Origin of the sequence: Aureibaculum algae (assembly GCF_006065315.1) — a bacterium.
In the GTDB taxonomy this organism is placed as follows: domain Bacteria; phylum Bacteroidota; class Bacteroidia; order Flavobacteriales; family Flavobacteriaceae; genus Aureibaculum; species Aureibaculum algae.
Genome location: NZ_CP040749.1, coordinates 4,409,291 through 4,425,886, shown reverse-complemented (window position 1 = coordinate 4,425,886; position 16,596 = coordinate 4,409,291). Strand labels below are relative to the sequence as shown.

Sequence of the window (16,596 nt, the reverse complement as noted above, 5' to 3'; positions counted from 1 at the left end):
ATTATTTTTCTTTTATTTGTTTGTCAATCAGTTTTTTCAACTCTTCCAACTCCTCTTTGGTCAGGTTGGTTTCTTCTGTAAAAAAGGAAGCAAATTGAGAAGCAGAATCGTTAAAAAATGTTTTAATCAATCCGTTTACATGTTTAGCGAAGTAATCTTTCTTTTTAATTAATGGGTAATACTCTCTTGCATTACCATACAATTTATAGGCAACAAATCCTTTACCGATCATTCGTTTTAACAACGTAGCAATAGTTGTGGTTGCTGGTTTAGGTTCTGGGTATATAGTTAACAAATCTTTCATAAAAGCTTTTTCTAGCTTCCAGAGGTATTGCATTAATTGTTCTTCAGTTTTTGATAAGGCCATTGCTCTACATGTTTAGAATTAACTCTACAAATGTAGAGTAAAAATTATAATATGCAAATTAATTTGTAGTAAATTTATATAAAACTAGTGTTAGTGTCATTATTTACAGCGTTTTGTGGTTTGTTTTACAAAGTCAAATAAGAGGTGTGTGAAGTTCCTTTTTAGCAAGAATTTAAATAAATCACCTTAATTTTAGAATGATTACTATTTAGATTTGCTTGAATTATGAAAGAAAAAGGAGTTAAAAAGTTCCTTGGGTACGACATAAAGAAATTAATAATAGATTTGTCTATTCATAATAATGAAGGGATCGTATTAAAATTTAAAAATATAGTTAAGATGAAGAACCATTTAGTAATATTAGTAGTGTCTCTTATAATTTTATCTACTTGTGATAAAAAGGAACAAACAAATAATTCTTCAGCTCAACTGGATAAAATAATAAATGAATACCAAGATCATAGTGGATACAATAAAGAGGAATTTCCACTTGGGTTGTTTAACAAGAAATACTATCAGAAAGAAGCTAATTATGCCAAAGAGCTATTAGATTTATTGAATGAAATTAACGAAAACAATCTATCAGATACAGAAAAAATATCCTTAACGTTATTAAAATTTACACTTCAAGAAACGATCGATTATAACAGTTTTGAGCAATATCTTAACCCGTTACTTTCTGATTCAGGGTTTCATGTTAGTCTGCCCTATATGGTCCGTCCCCTGAACAACTACGATGATGTAAAGAAGTATTTAAATGAACTAAATGCTTTACCAGTTTTTGTAGATCAACATTTAGATTTATTACAATTAGCATTAGCGAAAGGTATAACGCAACCTAAAGTTATTTTTAAAGGATATGAGTCCACTTATAATACCCATATTACTGATAATCCAGTAAATAATTTTTTCTATTCTCCCTTTAAAGATTTACCAACTACCTTAACTGATTCTCAAAAGGATTCTGTTATTGAAAAAGCTAAGGCGGCAATAGAGTTGATTGTTGTACCTCAGTTTAAAAGAATAAAAAACTTTTTTGAAGTAGAATATTTTCCGAAAGCTAGAACTACTATTGGTATTTCAGAACTACCAAATGGAAAAGCGTTTTATCAAAATAGAATTAATTTTTATACCACAAGTACACAATACACAGCTGATGATATCCATCGAGTTGGATTAAAGGAAGTGGCGAGGATAAAGGCTGAAATGGAAAAAATAATAACTGATTTAAACTTTAGAGGAAGTTTTGCCGACTTTTTTAAATTTTTAAGAACCGATGAACAGTTTTATGCAAAAACTCCCGCAGAATTATTGATGATTGCAAGAGATATGGCTAAGCGCGTGGATGCCCAATTACCAAAATTCTTTAAAACCTTACCTAGAAAACCATATGGGGTTGCTCCTGTCCCAGATGCTATTGCTCCTAAATATACAGCAGGAAGATATATTGGTACAACGAAAAACAGTACAGAACCTGGTTATTATTGGGTAAATACCTACGATTTGAAAAGTAGAACCTTATATACATTACCTTCGTTAACTGTTCATGAAGCCGTTCCGGGCCATCATTTACAAATAAGTTTAAATAATGAATTAGGAGATAGTATTCCCAAATTCAGAAAAAATTTCTACCTATCTGCATATGGTGAAGGTTGGGGATTGTATTGTGAATTTTTAGCCGAAGAAATGGGTATGTACACATCCCCTTATGAAAAATTTGGGCAATTGACTTATGAAATGTGGAGAGCCTGCCGATTGGTAGTTGATACCGGAATACATGCTAAAGGGTGGACTAGAGAGCAAGTAGTCGATTATATGTCATCCAATACAGCATTATCATTACATGAAATAAATACAGAAACTGACCGATATATCTCTTGGCCAGGACAAGCATTATCCTACAAAATAGGCGAGCTAAAAATTAGAGAATTACGACTAAAAGCAGAAAAAGAATTAGGAAGTAAATTTGATATTCGTGAATTTCATGAAAAAATTTTAGAACAAGGAACGGTTACCTTGCCAATTCTTGAGACTAGTATCCTTGATTACATTAATAGCGTAAAAAATGAGTAAGTATATATTCAAATGCATTGATGCTCATACTTGTGGTAATCCTGTTCGGGTAATTGCCGAAGGTGGTCCAACTTTAAAGGGTAGCAATATGAGTGAAAAACGTCAGCACTTTCTAGAGGAATATGATTGGATTAGAAAAGGCTTAATGTTTGAGCCACGTGGTCATGATATGATGAGTGGTAGTCTTTTATTTCAACCTCATAATTCTGAAAATGATTTTGCCATTCTTTTTATTGAAACTTCTGGTTGCTTGCCAATGTGTGGACATGGTACTATTGGAACAATAACCATTGCTATTGAGGAGGGATTAGTAAAGCCAAAAAATCCTGGAAAAATAAGAATGGAAGCTCCAGCAGGTTTGATTGAAATTGAATATCAACAAACCAATAATAAAGTAGATTGGGTGAAATTAAATAATGTGAAAAGTTATTTAGCAGCTGAAAATTTAAAGATTGATTGTCCCGAATTAGGCGAAATCACTTTTGATGTAGCTTATGGCGGTAATTATTACGCCATTGTAGATTCACAAAAAAACTTTTCTGGCGTGCACGATTTTACAGCAAGTAAAATTATTCAATTTTCACAAGTTGTAAGAGAAAGAATTAATCAGAAATATTCCAATATGTTTATTCATCCAGAAAATGATGCCATTAGAGATGTAACACATATGTTATGGACGGGCAATCCAATAGACCAATTGTCTTCTGGTAGGAATGCTGTTTTTTATGGAAATAAAGCCATTGATAGAAGTCCTTGTGGTACAGGAACATCCGCAAGGATGGCACAATTACATGCAAAGGGTAAGTTAAAAATTGGGGAAAATTTTGTTAATGAAAGTTTTATCGGAAGTAAATTTATTGGACGTATTGTAAAAGAAACTAACTTAGCTAATGGTATTAAGGCAATAGTGCCAAGTATCCAAGGTTGGGCAAGAATTTATGGGTATAATACCATTAATATTGATGAGGATGATCCTTATGCGTTTGGGTTTCAAGTAATTTAAACTACTAATAGAAAGTGAAGAATTGTATAATCATTGGTGGTGGTATAATTGGATTAAGTACCGCCTATTTCTTGCAGAAAGAAGGTTGCAGGGTTACGGTTATTGATCAAACTAATATGGATGGTTTAGCAGGAGGGGCTTCTTACGTGAATGCTGGATACTTAACACCAAGCCATATTATTTCATTGGCGGCACCTGGAATGATTTCTAAAGGTATTAAATATATGTTTAATAGTACGAGTCCATTTTATATGAAGCCTCGGTTAGATATAGATTTTTTAAAATGGACTTGGTATTTTAAAAAATCTGCAACTCAATATAAAGTTGAACGAGCCATGCCAGTGATCAAAGATATAAACCTTCTGAGTAGAGATTTGTACGAAGAGATTTATAATTCAAATGATTTGGGGCAATTTCAATTAGAAAAAAAAGGATTGCTCATGCTTTACAAAACAGATAAGGCAGGTGAAGCAGAGTCAAAAATTGCAAGAGTAGCAGAGGGTATGAATCTAGAATCTACGGTCTTAAATGCGAAAGAATTAAAAGCTATAGAGCCAAAAGTAAGTTTAGAGGTAAAAGGGGCTATTCATTATTTATGTGATTTTCATACAAGTCCAAACGAAATAATGAGTAGTATGAAAATTCATTTAGAGAAAAAAGGTGTTGTATTCCTTAAAAATGAAAAGGTAGTTGATTTTGCGATTAAGAATAAAAATATAACGGAGATCATAACGACTAAAAATAGCTATAAGGCAGATGAAATAATTTTGGCTACGGGTTCTTGGAGTGGTCTTGTGGCAAAAAAACTGCATTTAAAACTTCCAATGGAAGGAGGTAAGGGCTATAGAATTAATATGGAAGAAGAGACAGGAATCAATTATCCTGCAATTTTAATGGAGAAAAAAGTGGCGGTAACTCCAATGAAGGACTTTACTCGATTTGCAGGCACAATGGAAATGTCTGGTCTTAATCATACAATTAATAAGAAACGAGTTGATGCTATTGCAAATGCATCAGAACAGTATTATGAGGGTTTAAAGATTCCACAATATAATATAGACAGTGCTCAATGTGGGTTACGTCCTGTTTCACCTGATGGCTTACCTTATATTGGAAGAACTTCCAAATTTGAAAATTTAACCATAGGTGCTGGACATGCAATGATGGGGTGGAGCCTCGGACCTGCAACTGGAAAATTGATTTCTGAAATTATCACGGATAGGAAATCTTCAATAGATCTAACACCATTTAATCCCGACCGAAAATTTTAAATAGAATACAGGTTGTACTAAAATAGTGAATTTTAGCTTTTTTTTAACAATTTTTACCTACACCAAGCTATAGAAGAGACCTTCTTATGTATTGGGAAAAAAATAGAAAATTATACTGGAAAAGTAAAGAATCTTGAGATTTCCTTTAGATTCATTTAGTACGTTTATAAAATAATCGAAATAATTACTCGTTTATACAAAAAGAAGTGGCAATTTTTTTACTTGATTTATAGCTACTTAGATAAAATATTAAAAAAAAAGTAAATAACTAAGGGGAGTTTTTAATTGGAAATTGTTTTAAATACGAAAGCAATTAATAAATAAAATTGGAAATTATGTTTAAAGTAGGAGAAATAGTAGTTTGTGTAAATGCAAAGAGAAGATGGTATAGACTTGGTGGCTTACAGAAAAATGAAATGTATACTGTAACTGGCTTTAATCCTTATGATGGTGGATTGATCCTTGATGAAATTAAAAGTCCAAGAAGTGGATGTAATGCATTTGCAGCAAATAGATTTAGAAAAGTAGATTATAATTTTGCAACAAGTCTTTTAAACGAAATGCAAGCAGAACAAGCTGAACAACAACCAATTCCACAACCAGAAGTAGAGCGTGAATTACAACCTCAAATATTCGCACTTTCATTATTAAACTAATATTTAACATTAATTAACTTTTAGACTTAAAATAATATTCCTATATTCACCACGGGAAAATTAAATAATAATATGTTTAAAATTGGTGAAATGGTAGTTTGCGTCGATGCTAGACGCAGATGGTACAAATTAGGAAATCTTAAGGAAAATGAAATGTACACAGTTGTAGGGTTTAATCCTTACGACGATGGTCTAGTACTTAAGGAAACAAAATCTATAAGGAGCGGACACAATGCTTACGCTAGAGATCGATTTAGAAAAGTAGATTATGATTTTGCTAATAATGTTTTAAGTGACATTAAAAAAGAGCATCATAATCACCATTCAGAGAAACTTTCTTTGAAATCAGAAAAAACAAAATAAATTCAAAGTAGTTTAAGAGTTTATCCAAAATTTTGTGTTTTTGAAAAATAATTTCAAAATTCATAGGTTAACTTTTTTGATTTATAACCTGTTTGGAAAACAAATATACAATTGATTGTAGATTTGTCCCCATTTAAAACGTGTTTTCTTCCATTTTGCACTGATGCTTTGTGCCGCTAAATAGATGGATTTCAAGGCTGCATCATCATTAGGGAACACTTTTTTGTTACGCGTATATTTTCTAAGACTTGCATTAAAACTTTCAATGATATTAGTTGTGTAAATAAGTTTTCTTATTTCTTTAGGATAATTTAAAAAAGCGGTCAAGTTATCCCAATTATTCTCCCAAGACTGTACGGCAGATACGTATTTATGTTCCCAATTTTGTTTAAATATTTGGAGAGCTTCTAAAGCGAACTGTTCATTATCTGCTTGGTAAATGCCTTTAATATCCGTCATTATTGCTTTTCTGTCTTTGTAACTCACGTATTTTAGTGAGTTTCTAATTTGATGTACAATACAGATCTGTCTTATGCTATCCGGGAAAATAGCTTCTACCGCTTTGTCAAGTCCTGGTAGGTTATCCGAGCATAAAAAGAAAATATCTTTCACTCCACGAGAGCGCAGATCATCTAAAATAGACATCCAAGCAGATGCTTTTTCGGTTTCAACAATATGCATGCTCAAAATATCCTGTTGCCCTTCGGTATTAACACCTAAAACTATCATACAAGCTTTAGAGATAACCTTGCCTTCCTGTCTTATTTTATAGTGAATGGCATCTATCCAAATTATAGGATAAACGTCTTCTAAAGGCCTATTCTGCCAGAGCTTGATGTCCTCTAATAATTGATTGGTAATAATCGATACCTGTGATGTTGAATAATTAACACCATAGGTACGGTGGATAAAGTCGATTATATCCAAATTGCTCATACCCTTAGCGTAAAGCAATTGGATACAGTCTTCTAATTCTTGACTGATCGACTGATGTTTTGGAACTATAACTGGATCAAAACTAGCCTCTCTATCTCTTGGGATTTGGATACGTTGTTCTCCATTTTGCGTTTTTATGGTCTTCTGTGAAAAACCATTACGCTGGTTGTTTGCAATTATGGAATCACCTTTTTGGTAACCTAAATGAGCCGTCATTTCTGCTCTTAAAAGTGATTCAATACCGCGTTTAAGTAATTGTTCTTTGACTTGATCAAAGTCTTCTTTGTTAGTGATTTTACCAAGTAAGGCTTCCAACTGTTTTTCTAATTCTGTGTTCATAAGATAAAAATTTAAAGGTAAATTTTTTGCCTATGAATTTCAAAATCATTTTTCAACTAAATAATCGCTAAAACACAAAATATTGCACAGTCCCTAGTTTAAAATTTAAAACGCATTCAAGCTTTTTATGAATGTAGTTTTTCTACGCTTGTTTTTCATTTGTATATAAATGACATACAATGTCATCATTTGGTAACTGAATCTTTTTTTTATATTTCATTCCCAGCTTCTTAATTAATGCTATTGATTCATGATTATCAGGATCAGTGATAGCAGCAATTTCATTTATTTGCAAAGTTTTCTGTGCAAAATCATACAATGCTTTGGTAGCTTCGTATGCAAATCCTTTATTTCTATGTTCAGGTAAGACAGCATATCCAATATCAAAGAAACTCATTTCTTCTCTATTGACGATTCCGCATATTCCAATTGGTTTTAGATTTTCTTTTAATTTGATAATATAATAACCATAACCATGCTCTATATAACTCTTAATATATTTATCAGTTATAAAATTTTCAGCATCAGCAATTGTTTTAATATTCCGATCTCCAATATTTTTTATATACGCAGCATCATTCATCAATTCAAATAAAAATGCAGCATCTTTCTTAGTCGCAAAGTCTAATTCAAGTCTATAGGTAGTTAGTAATCTCATGATGATAAATTGTTTATCAAAAATAAGCATTAAAAATTATCCGATAATTTCACTTTGTTTTTTATAGAATTTGTCTGACTGTAATTTTAATAAGTCTTTAGCTTTTTGCTTTTTGTAGTTGTAAATTTCTTCATCTTTAGCAACATCATAATATACCTTTTCATTTAAAGCAACGTCTGTAGATAATAAAGCAGCTCTTTGATTCTTTTGTTGTTCAACCCAAACTTTCAAGGCATCTTCTTGCTCTTCATATCTTAAATCATAAGCACCTTTTGTTGCCATAATTTTTGCTAAGACAGGTGCGGTTTCAATAGCCACAAACAATAAAAAAATAAAGAATGAAGGTAACCATGCCAATTCACCTAAAGCATTAATTCTAGCCATCAATCCGTCAAATCCATTAATAATAGGTTGGTCTCTAGTAATTTGCAGCTCTTGTTTATTTCTTAAAAGTATTATAGATGCCTCTTTTTCGGAGATACTGGTAGAGCTCTCTTTTTTTAGTTGTTGTAGCTCATTAAGTAAAGCATCATGCTTCTCTCTTTTTTCTTTATACACAGGTCCTTTTCCAAGCTTCTTTGTACCTGAAGTTCCTTCTGCTTCAGAAATGTAAGTTGTATATAAATCATTAACTTCTTTTTCTTTAGCGTCCACTTCAATTTTAATAGTATTTATTTCGGACTGAATTCTTTCAATTTCTGGAGTAAATTGATCTGCTATTTGATTCTTATTTTGTAGTGTAAGTTCATTTTTTTGTTCCAATAACACTTGGTTTATTTCTTTTTCAAATATTTTCATCTCAAGTGGTTTAGAAATAACAATGGCAATAATTATGGCTAGAACAATCCGTGGTGATGCTTGTAATAGTTCTTGCCAAGCATTGTTACGCTTTTTAATTGTAGAAACAATAAAACGGTCTAGGTTAAAAATAAGCAGTCCCCAAACTAAACCAAAAGAGATTGCGATATAGGCATTGTCAAAAACCGTAAATAAAGCGTATGAACTTGCAATAAAGGCCATAACGGCAGTGAAAAAAATAGTACCACCAATGCCGGCATATTTTATTTGTTCAGATTTGGGACTTTCATTTAATAAATCAGGATCAGCACCGGAGCACATCCAAAAGAAGTTTTTTATCATAATTAAGGGGATATAGTAGTAAAACGATTTAGAAAACCTCATTGTTGTTTAACAGTGAGTGAATTAAATGTTAAAGTTTAAAAGTTATTTTATTTTAAAACGTTAGTAAGTCATGGTAGGAATTTGTTAGAATAAGTTGTTCTATAATAAACTATAAAAACTATAAATGATGACAACAACAACAACATTAGAAATGAAAACTAAAAAAAGTAAATTCAATGCACATATTGCTAAGCAATATAAACGCATGGTTTCTAGTAAAAATAGTAAAAGTGAGACTAATGCTTGGCCATTAGATTTTAATCAATTTGTGACGAAGAATAATGTATGTCCAGAATCTTGGTCAATACTTTCGGTGAATCACTAGTTTTAAAAATTAAAATATTCGTAAAATAAAAAATCATTTCACAGCCACCGGCTCTGAAATGATTTTTTATGAAGAGGTAATCTGCACTCTTCTTCGTGTTATTTCTTCGTTTAATAAAGTTTACTACTTAGAGCTTAACTCTGTAAAATATTTATAAAATAAAGGAATTGTTTCAATGCCTTTTAAATAATTAAATATTCCGAAATGTTCGTTAGGTGAATGAATAGCGTCGCTATCTAAACCGAAGCCCATTAAAATAGTTTTACTTTTTAATTCTTGTTCAAATAAAGCTACAATTGGTATGCTGCCTCCACTACGTTGTGGTATAGGAGTTACACCGAAACTGTCTTCATAAGCTTTTGCAGCTGCTTTATAACCAATATTATCTATTGGTGTAACATATCCTTGTCCACCATGATGAGGTTTAACTACTACACGTACCCCTTTTGGGGCAATACTTTCAAAATGTTTTTTGAATAATTCAGTAATTTCAACCCAATCTTGATGTGGTACTAAACGCATAGATATTTTTGCAAATGCCTTACTGGCAATAACTGTTTTGGCACCTTCACCAGTATAGCCACCCCAAATACCATTAACGTCTAAAGTGGGCCTAATTGAGTTTCTTTCATTTGTGGTATATCCTTTCTCGCCATAAACAGCATCAATGTCTATTGCATTTTTATAATCCTCTAAAGAAAAAGGAGCTTTAGCCATTTCAGCACGTTCAGCAGCCGATAACTCTTCAACGTTGTCATAAAACCCAGGTATGGTAATATGATTATCTTCATCGTGTAATGAAGCAATCATTTTCGTTAACACATTAATAGGATTAGCTACGGCACCACCATACAAGCCTGAGTGTAAATCTCTATTTGGACCAGTAACTTCAACTTCAACGTAACTTAAACCACGTAAGCCTGTGGTAATAGATGGTTGCGTATTGCTAATCATGCCCGTATCTGAAATTAAGATCACATCATTGGCTAGTTTTTCTTGATTTTGTTTAACAAACCATGCTAAACTTTCAGAACCAACTTCTTCTTCACCTTCAATCATGAACTTTACATTACAAGGCAAGTTGTTATTTTCTGTCATATATTCCAATGCCTTAACGTGCATATACATTTGACCTTTATCATCACAAGATCCTCTAGCAAAAATGGCACCTTCAGGATGAATTTCTGTTTTTTTAATAACAGGTTCAAAAGGAGGTGAGTTCCATAAATTTAACGGATCTGGTGGTTGCACATCATAATGACCATAAACTAAAACAGTAGGTAAGTTTTTATCAATTATTTTTTCGCCATAAACTATCGGGTAACCTGGCGTTTCACATATTTCCACATGGTCGCAACCTGCATTTTCTAAAGCCGTTTTAACTGCTTCAGAGGTGTCTATAACATCTTGACTAAAAGCAGAATCTGCACTAATTGAGGGTATTTTTAAAATTTCAATGAGTTCATTTATAAAACGTTCTTTATGTTGTTGTACGTAAGGTTTTAAGTTGTCCATGATGAGATTAATGATTAATATACTCAAAAGTAATAAAAATATAAATGAACCGTATGGCTTTTTATAAAGATTGATTATATTTGCACCCCAATTAACAAATTTTATATGCGTATTTGTATAAAATTTAGAATTATGCAGGCGTGGTGGAATTGGTAGACACGCTAGACTTAGGAGCTAACCTAATAAAAGTTCTTAAAATATTGTTAAAATGCGGGTGTGGTGAAATTGGTAGACACGCTTGACTTAGGATCAAGTGCCTCACGGTGTGAAGGTTCGAGTCCTTTCACCCGCACAAAAGTCGAAGAGAAATCTTCGGCTTTTTTTGTTAAAAAAAGGGTCGTTTTTAAGCCTTTTTTTGACGCGGGTACAACATAGGTACAACATTTCACTTTTTTCTAATCTGCATTAGCATTGATATCAAATGTTTCTTTTTGTCCACAATCGCTATGAATTTGAAGGTAGAATAATAAATTTTACGAAGTTGTAGCCTTATTCAATTTAGCTAAAGAAAAGGGATTTGTAATCGGCATCGTATTTCACCCTGAAACATATAGGCATAAGTAAGTCTATGTAAAGATTGTTGAAGAATCCAAAAATGAATTAATACCATATTCGACACCATTGGCTAACAGAAAAATGTCTGATTGTATGCCAGACAGGACATTTCAAAAAGTAAACTCTATAGCTCCGCATTATCTCGAAAATGAAGAAAGTGTCAATCAAATTTTACGGGTTCTTATGGAAAACCTATTAGAGCAAAAGGAATCTGTAGTCACCGGTACATCTCGCTTCTTTAATTATGCTGCGGAGGGTTTGGTTGGTGGACTTATTTGGAAACTAAAAACCAATTACCCAAAGTGCTGCACCGTAACCCATGTAATTGCCATCTTTCAATATCTAGATACGAAAAGTCTTATTTCTTTTTTAGAGAGCAATGCTACTTCGAAAGCTATGGCAAATGGCTTTATCGGCGGCAAAGACTCCGAGTGGCAAACGGCAGGGGTGAAAAGCACCTTGTCTAATGCGTTTAAAAGAATCAGTACCAAAAGCATCTTTATGGCTTTGTCTGCGGATGAAGTTCCGTTAGATATTAATGGGCAGGAAGATTCAGCGGTTATTTCGGTGGTCAACAATCCCAAATATGAGACCGCATATTCTCCAATCATTGCAGCCATTATTCACACCATTACCAAACAAATGAGTATCCGAAATAAAAAGCCTCCTTTTTTACTTCTGGAAGAAGCTCCAACTATTCGACTGCTCAATATACAGCGAATTCCGGCAACGTTTCGGAGTTATGACATTGCAACCGTTTATGTGATGCAGGATAAAATTCAAAACGACATTATGTATGGGGATAAAGCAAGCAAGGCAATCTGGAGTAACTTATCGTATCAGTTTTTTGGGAAAGTCAATGATCCGGATACCGCAAAATACTATGAGCGCTTTTTTGAAATTGTACGCAAGGAAACTACGAGTATCAATCGTGGGCATAATCTCAATTTTGACACTCAGATTGCCACTGGGGAAAAAGAGGTCGCCAAAATACGTGCGGATGTTTTCTTTCGATTAGAGCAAGGGGAGTTTGTCACCTTTGCGGATGGGAAGGATAAAAAGGTGCACTTCCAACTACCTAAAATTAAAAAACAGCTCCCGGAATTGGAAAAACCCTATACCAAAGAGGATGTTCAAGAGAATTTTGATCGGATTAATCGGGAGGTGGTGGAGATTTTTGGATAAACACTTTTTTTGGTATTTTCTTCCTCATTTAGTACTTCCATAATTTCTTCTAGTCCTGAAATTTATAAACTGCGTTGCTTTTCTAAAATCAATAAAAATAGCTTCCGTTTTGTTTGTGTAGAGTTTATTAAAATAGTTACCGATTTTTAACTTTAACTCTGGTAAAAAAACTTATTTAACCGGTTACTAATTGTTTCTTTAATTATTAACGAACCTTTTTGTTCAAGTTTAAAAAGAGACTTATGCCGATACAAAATGTAACTATCCTTTTAATACAGTACTTTATTGCCATACAGGAGTAAATATGGTGTAATACTATGTTTTCTTTTGATATTATTATAAATCGCTTAACTCAAAATTTATAAAAGTGTATACAGGTCTATTTAATTCGCTGCTCCCATTTCCAAGCTGAGGATAATGCATCCATTAAATCCAATTTAGGTTTCCAACCTAGCACGTTATTTGCTTTTGTGGTATCAGCATATGCCGCTATAACATCGCCTTCCCGTCTCTCTACAATTTTGTAATTTAATTTTTGGTTTGAAACAGCTTCAAACGCAGAAATCACTTCTAGCACTGATGAACCCTTCCCCGTGCCTATGTTAAACACTTCATAATTATCAGCGTTATCGCCACTGATTAGTCGCTTTAGAGCAGCAACATGTGCTTTTGCTAAATCTACCACATGGATATAATCTCTTATACAAGTACCATCTTCTGTTGGATAATCATCGCCAAAAACAGATAATTCTTCACGTAAACCTATCCCAGTTTGAGTAATAAATGGTACTAAATTTTGTGGGGTTCCAATTGGCAACTCGCCAATAATGACAGAGTCATGCGCCCCAATTGGATTAAAATACCTCAGGGCTATAGCTTTTAAATTTTCTAAAACCTTGCATGTATCATGTATTATTTCTTCGCCAATTTGCTTTGTATTTCCGTATGGAGATTCAGCTTCTTTTATCGGTGCGGCCTCAGTAATAGGTAGCGTATCCGCTTGACCATATACCGTGCATGATGAGCTAAAAATGAAATTTGAAGATTCTTTCTTTTGTAATTCTTGTAGAATATAGATCAATGTATTTAAGTTATTCTCATAATACAATAATGGTAATTTCACGCTTTCGCCAACTGCTTTAGAAGCTGCAAAATGAATAACCCCCATAATATCATGATGTCGGCTAAAAAAATCCACCACTAAAGATTTATCTCTTAAATCTAGTTTTTCAAATAATGGTTGGACTCCTGTTATGGCTTTTATACCCTCTAAAACGTCCTCTGACGAATTTGAAAGATTATCAATAATTATAACTTCAAACCCTTCATTTTGAAGCTCTACTACAACATGAGAACCAATAAACCCTAATCCACCAGTTACTACTATTTTTTGTTTCATTATTTTTTGATTAAATTTTTAATTTTTTAAAATAAATTACCAAAACAAACAATATAATACAGCCGTTACAATACATACAACGAAAGATCCTATATTGAATAAAGGTGATGTTTCAAATAACTTTTTAGATAAAACAATGCCCTTTTCATCATCCTGTCCTTTGTTTTGAAGATAACTTATTACAATTATGACCAGCATAGTAATTACTGCGGTTAATCCCATTTGATGCATCCAAGGCTCTAAAGCAGGAATTGGAGCATATTTCAACAATAAAGCAATTGGAATAGATAACAGTGCGCCCCAAATAGCTGCATTATTAGTTGTTTTTTTCCAAAATAAACCTAGAATAAACACTGCTAAAATACCTGGACTAACGACTCCTGTCCATTATTGAATAAACTGGAAGGCTTGGTCTATGCCTCCCAAAAGTGGTGCCATAATTACAGCTATAACTAATGCAACAGCTGCAGAAATACGACCTACATTTACAGTAACTTTATCATTCGCATTTTTATTAATGTATTGCTTATAAATATCCATAGTAAAGATGGTGGATGTAGAGTTTAGCATAGAAGCTAAAGACGATACGATAGCTGCTGCTAAAGCGGCAAACGCCACACCTTTAAGTCCTGTGGGTAAAAATTGTAATAACCAAGGGTAAGCTTTATCAGCTTGTCCTGATGAAGGCAAACTCAATTGCCCTGCTTCTCCCAAACCTTTCATTATTTCAGGATCATTGACCATAACATAGGCGGCAATACCTGGTATAACAACGATAAGTGGTATTACTATTTTTAAGGCTGCAGCTAATAAAATTCCTTTTTGAGATTCTTTTAAAGATTTAGCAGCTAATGTTCTTTGGATAATGTATTGGTTGAAACCCCAATAATATATATTAGCAACCCACAAACCACCAATTAGTACCCAAATACCTGGTAGATTTAAGTAGTTGGCATTGGTACTTCCATCGGCATTAAATTCATCTAATATCATATGAAATTTTTCTGGAGCAGCTTCTACCACTTTAGAAAAACCTACTATAACACCCTCACCACCAGACACGGTGTTTAGGGCTAAATAGGTTGTTGCTAAGCCCCCTAAAACCAAAAAGACGACCTGAATAACGTCTGTCCAAGCTACTGCAGATAAACCACCATATAATGAATAAGCGGCAGCAAATAACGCTAGACCAATGACAGCATAAATCATATCTACTCCCATGATGGTTTCAATAGCCAATCCACCCAAATATAATACGGATGCTAGATTAACAAATACATAAAGCGCAATCCAAAATACGGCAAGAATGGTTTTAAGGTTTGTAGAGAATCGTTTTTCAACAAACTCAGGAATTGTATAAAGCCCTTTCTCAATGAAAATGGGTAAAAAATACTTACCCACTATAATTAAAGTTATGGCCCCCATCCATTCATAGGATGCAATGGCTAACCCCAATGCAAACCCAGAACCTGACATACCAATAAATTGTTCTGCAGAAATATTGGCCGCAATTAAAGAGGTGCCTATGGCCCACCAGGGTAGCGACTTACTTGCTAAAAAATAATCCTCAGCGTTTTTCTCATGACCGTCCTTATCTCTAGAAACCCATAATCCCACGCCTAAAATTAAAATGGCATAGGCTACAAAAACAGCATAATCCCAAAATTCAAATCCATTTGTCATAATTTATTATTTTAATATAGTTAGTTCTATTATAAATACTATTATTTGGTGTTTGTCATAATTCTAAATCAAATCTCGAATCATTTTAGCAGCGATTTCAGCTGTAATATCTCTTTGTGGTGACCCAAACATTTCATAGCCAACCATAAACTTTTTAACTGTGGCGCTTCTTAATAAAGGCGGATAAAAACTCATGTGCCAATGCCAATGGTTATTATCTTTCCCATTGGTTGGTGCTTGATGAATACCACTGGAATAAGGAAACGATGTATTAAATAATTTATCGTAAGCTTTGGTTATGGTAGAAACAGCTTCAGCAAATAAGAATGTATCATCCGCTTTTAAATCAGAAATACTTTGTTGATGCGTTTTAGGTATTATCATAGTTTCAAAAGGCCAGACCGCCCAAAACGGAATCAATACAACAAACCCCGCATTTTCAAAAATAATCCGTTCTTTTTTTTCTAATTCCTGATTCATGTAATCGCCTAATAAACTCGATTTGTTTTGGTTATAATAAGTAAGTTGCTGTTGGTTTTTTTTATCAACTTCATTAGGAAGTGTTGATTGGCTCCAAATTTGACCATGCGGATGCGGATTACTACACCCCATTACAGCTCCTTTGTTTTCAAATATTTGAACATAGTTTATAAGGGCATTCTCCCCAAGTTCATTGTATTCTTTTTGCCATGCAAATACTACTTTTTCAATATCTTTAGTTTCCATATCCGCTAAACTTTTAGAGTGGTCCGGACTAAAGCAAATCACTTTACAAATACCTTGTTCGCTTTGTGCCATGAGTAAACCATCTTCAACCTTAAAGCTTTTAGAGTCTGTTTGAAGTGCTGCGAAATCATTAGTAAATACAAACACATCTGCGTATTTTGGATTTTTTTCACCATTAATTCTTGTGTTGCCAGAGCATAAGTAACAACTTGGATCATAAGTTGGTCTTACTATGTTGGACACTGCTTCTTTTTGACCTTGCCATGGGCGTTTAGCGCGATGTGGTGATACTAAAACCCATTCACCAATTAATATATTAAAGCGTTTGTGTGAGTAATCTTGTAAATCTGTATTCATGTA

Annotated in this window: 15 protein-coding genes, 1 tRNA gene and 1 pseudogene; 8 read left to right on the top strand and 9 right to left on the bottom strand. The window is 33.3% G+C overall.

What is annotated here, in order from left to right:
• Position 1: 1 nt before the first annotated feature.
• Complete coding sequence (locus FF125_RS18760; protein ID WP_138951358.1) at positions 2–367, bottom strand: BlaI/MecI/CopY family transcriptional regulator; 366 nt, start codon at positions 365–367, stop codon at positions 2–4.
• Between the two features lie 339 nt (positions 368–706).
• Between FF125_RS18760 and FF125_RS18755 the strand changes: the two genes are divergently transcribed.
• The 5 genes from FF125_RS18755 to FF125_RS18735 all read left to right on the top strand — a co-directional run bounded on the left by FF125_RS18755 (position 707) and on the right by FF125_RS18735 (position 5,733).
• Positions 707–2,440 carry a DUF885 domain-containing protein gene (locus tag FF125_RS18755; protein ID WP_138952618.1) on the top strand — a complete coding sequence of 578 codons (1,734 nt, stop codon included), beginning with the start codon at positions 707–709 and terminating at the stop codon, positions 2,438–2,440.
• Positions 2,433–3,443, top strand: coding sequence for a 4-hydroxyproline epimerase (locus FF125_RS18750; protein ID WP_138951356.1), 1,011 nt, complete (start codon positions 2,433–2,435; stop codon positions 3,441–3,443). Before FF125_RS18755 ends, FF125_RS18750 begins: the two co-directional genes overlap by 8 nt.
• A 14-nt stretch (positions 3,444–3,457) precedes the next feature.
• Entirely contained in the window at positions 3,458–4,714 is a 1,257-nt protein-coding gene (locus FF125_RS18745) for an NAD(P)/FAD-dependent oxidoreductase (protein WP_138951354.1), read from the top strand.
• Between the two features lie 335 nt (positions 4,715–5,049).
• Positions 5,050–5,370: a hypothetical protein gene (locus tag FF125_RS18740; protein WP_138951352.1), complete on the top strand. Its 321-nt coding sequence runs from the start codon at positions 5,050–5,052 to the stop codon at positions 5,368–5,370.
• A gap of 72 nt (positions 5,371–5,442) precedes the next feature.
• Positions 5,443–5,733 (top strand): hypothetical protein, encoded by a 291-nt coding sequence (locus FF125_RS18735; RefSeq protein WP_138951350.1) that lies wholly within the window; start codon positions 5,443–5,445, stop codon positions 5,731–5,733.
• Between the two features lie 81 nt (positions 5,734–5,814).
• Here FF125_RS18735 and FF125_RS18730 read toward each other — a convergent pair whose 3' ends face one another.
• From FF125_RS18730 to FF125_RS18720, 3 genes are all read right to left on the bottom strand, one after another.
• Positions 5,815–7,008, bottom strand: coding sequence for an IS256 family transposase (locus FF125_RS18730; RefSeq protein WP_138949166.1), 1,194 nt, complete (start codon positions 7,006–7,008; stop codon positions 5,815–5,817).
• A 142-nt stretch (positions 7,009–7,150) separates the two neighbouring features.
• Positions 7,151–7,666 carry a GNAT family N-acetyltransferase gene (locus FF125_RS18725; RefSeq protein WP_175418963.1) on the bottom strand — a complete coding sequence of 172 codons (516 nt, stop codon included), beginning with the start codon at positions 7,664–7,666 and terminating at the stop codon, positions 7,151–7,153.
• A 36-nt stretch (positions 7,667–7,702) separates the two neighbouring features.
• Positions 7,703–8,806 carry a DUF4407 domain-containing protein gene (locus FF125_RS18720; protein ID WP_138951346.1) on the bottom strand — a complete coding sequence of 368 codons (1,104 nt, stop codon included), beginning with the start codon at positions 8,804–8,806 and terminating at the stop codon, positions 7,703–7,705.
• Positions 8,807–8,972: 166 nt separating this feature from the next.
• Here FF125_RS18720 and FF125_RS18715 point away from each other — a divergent pair, with 166 nt between their 5' ends.
• Positions 8,973–9,173: a hypothetical protein gene (locus FF125_RS18715; protein WP_138951344.1), complete on the top strand. Its 201-nt coding sequence runs from the start codon at positions 8,973–8,975 to the stop codon at positions 9,171–9,173.
• 123 nt (positions 9,174–9,296) lie between these two features.
• Here the strand turns inward: FF125_RS18715 and FF125_RS18710 are convergent, their stop codons facing one another.
• Positions 9,297–10,688 (bottom strand): dipeptidase, encoded by a 1,392-nt coding sequence (locus tag FF125_RS18710; RefSeq protein ID WP_138951342.1) that lies wholly within the window; start codon positions 10,686–10,688, stop codon positions 9,297–9,299.
• Between the two features lie 210 nt (positions 10,689–10,898).
• Between FF125_RS18710 and FF125_RS18705 the strand changes: the two genes are divergently transcribed.
• Both FF125_RS18705 and FF125_RS18700 read left to right on the top strand, forming a co-directional pair.
• A tRNA-Leu gene (locus FF125_RS18705) sits at positions 10,899–10,980 on the top strand.
• A gap of 380 nt (positions 10,981–11,360) precedes the next feature.
• Positions 11,361–12,428: pseudogene (locus FF125_RS18700) on the top strand (type IV secretory system conjugative DNA transfer family protein); the annotation flags it as partial.
• Positions 12,429–12,807: 379 nt separating this feature from the next.
• On the opposite strand, the gene galE reads toward FF125_RS18700, so the two are convergent.
• The 4 genes from galE to FF125_RS18685 all read right to left on the bottom strand — a co-directional run bounded on the left by galE (position 12,808) and on the right by FF125_RS18685 (position 16,593).
• The gene (galE, locus tag FF125_RS18695; RefSeq protein ID WP_138951340.1) at positions 12,808–13,827 is read right to left on the bottom strand and encodes a UDP-glucose 4-epimerase GalE; all 1,020 of its coding nucleotides are present in this window, start codon (positions 13,825–13,827) and stop codon (positions 12,808–12,810) included.
• Between the two features lie 36 nt (positions 13,828–13,863).
• Positions 13,864–14,181 carry a hypothetical protein gene (locus FF125_RS22270; RefSeq protein ID WP_317129643.1) on the bottom strand — a complete coding sequence of 106 codons (318 nt, stop codon included), beginning with the start codon at positions 14,179–14,181 and terminating at the stop codon, positions 13,864–13,866.
• A 33-nt stretch (positions 14,182–14,214) separates the two neighbouring features.
• The gene (locus FF125_RS18690; RefSeq protein WP_317129642.1) at positions 14,215–15,510 is read right to left on the bottom strand and encodes a sodium:solute symporter family transporter; all 1,296 of its coding nucleotides are present in this window, start codon (positions 15,508–15,510) and stop codon (positions 14,215–14,217) included.
• Between the two features lie 63 nt (positions 15,511–15,573).
• Complete coding sequence (locus FF125_RS18685; RefSeq protein WP_138951339.1) at positions 15,574–16,593, bottom strand: UDP-glucose--hexose-1-phosphate uridylyltransferase; 1,020 nt, start codon at positions 16,591–16,593, stop codon at positions 15,574–15,576.
• Positions 16,594–16,596 lie beyond the last annotated feature (3 nt).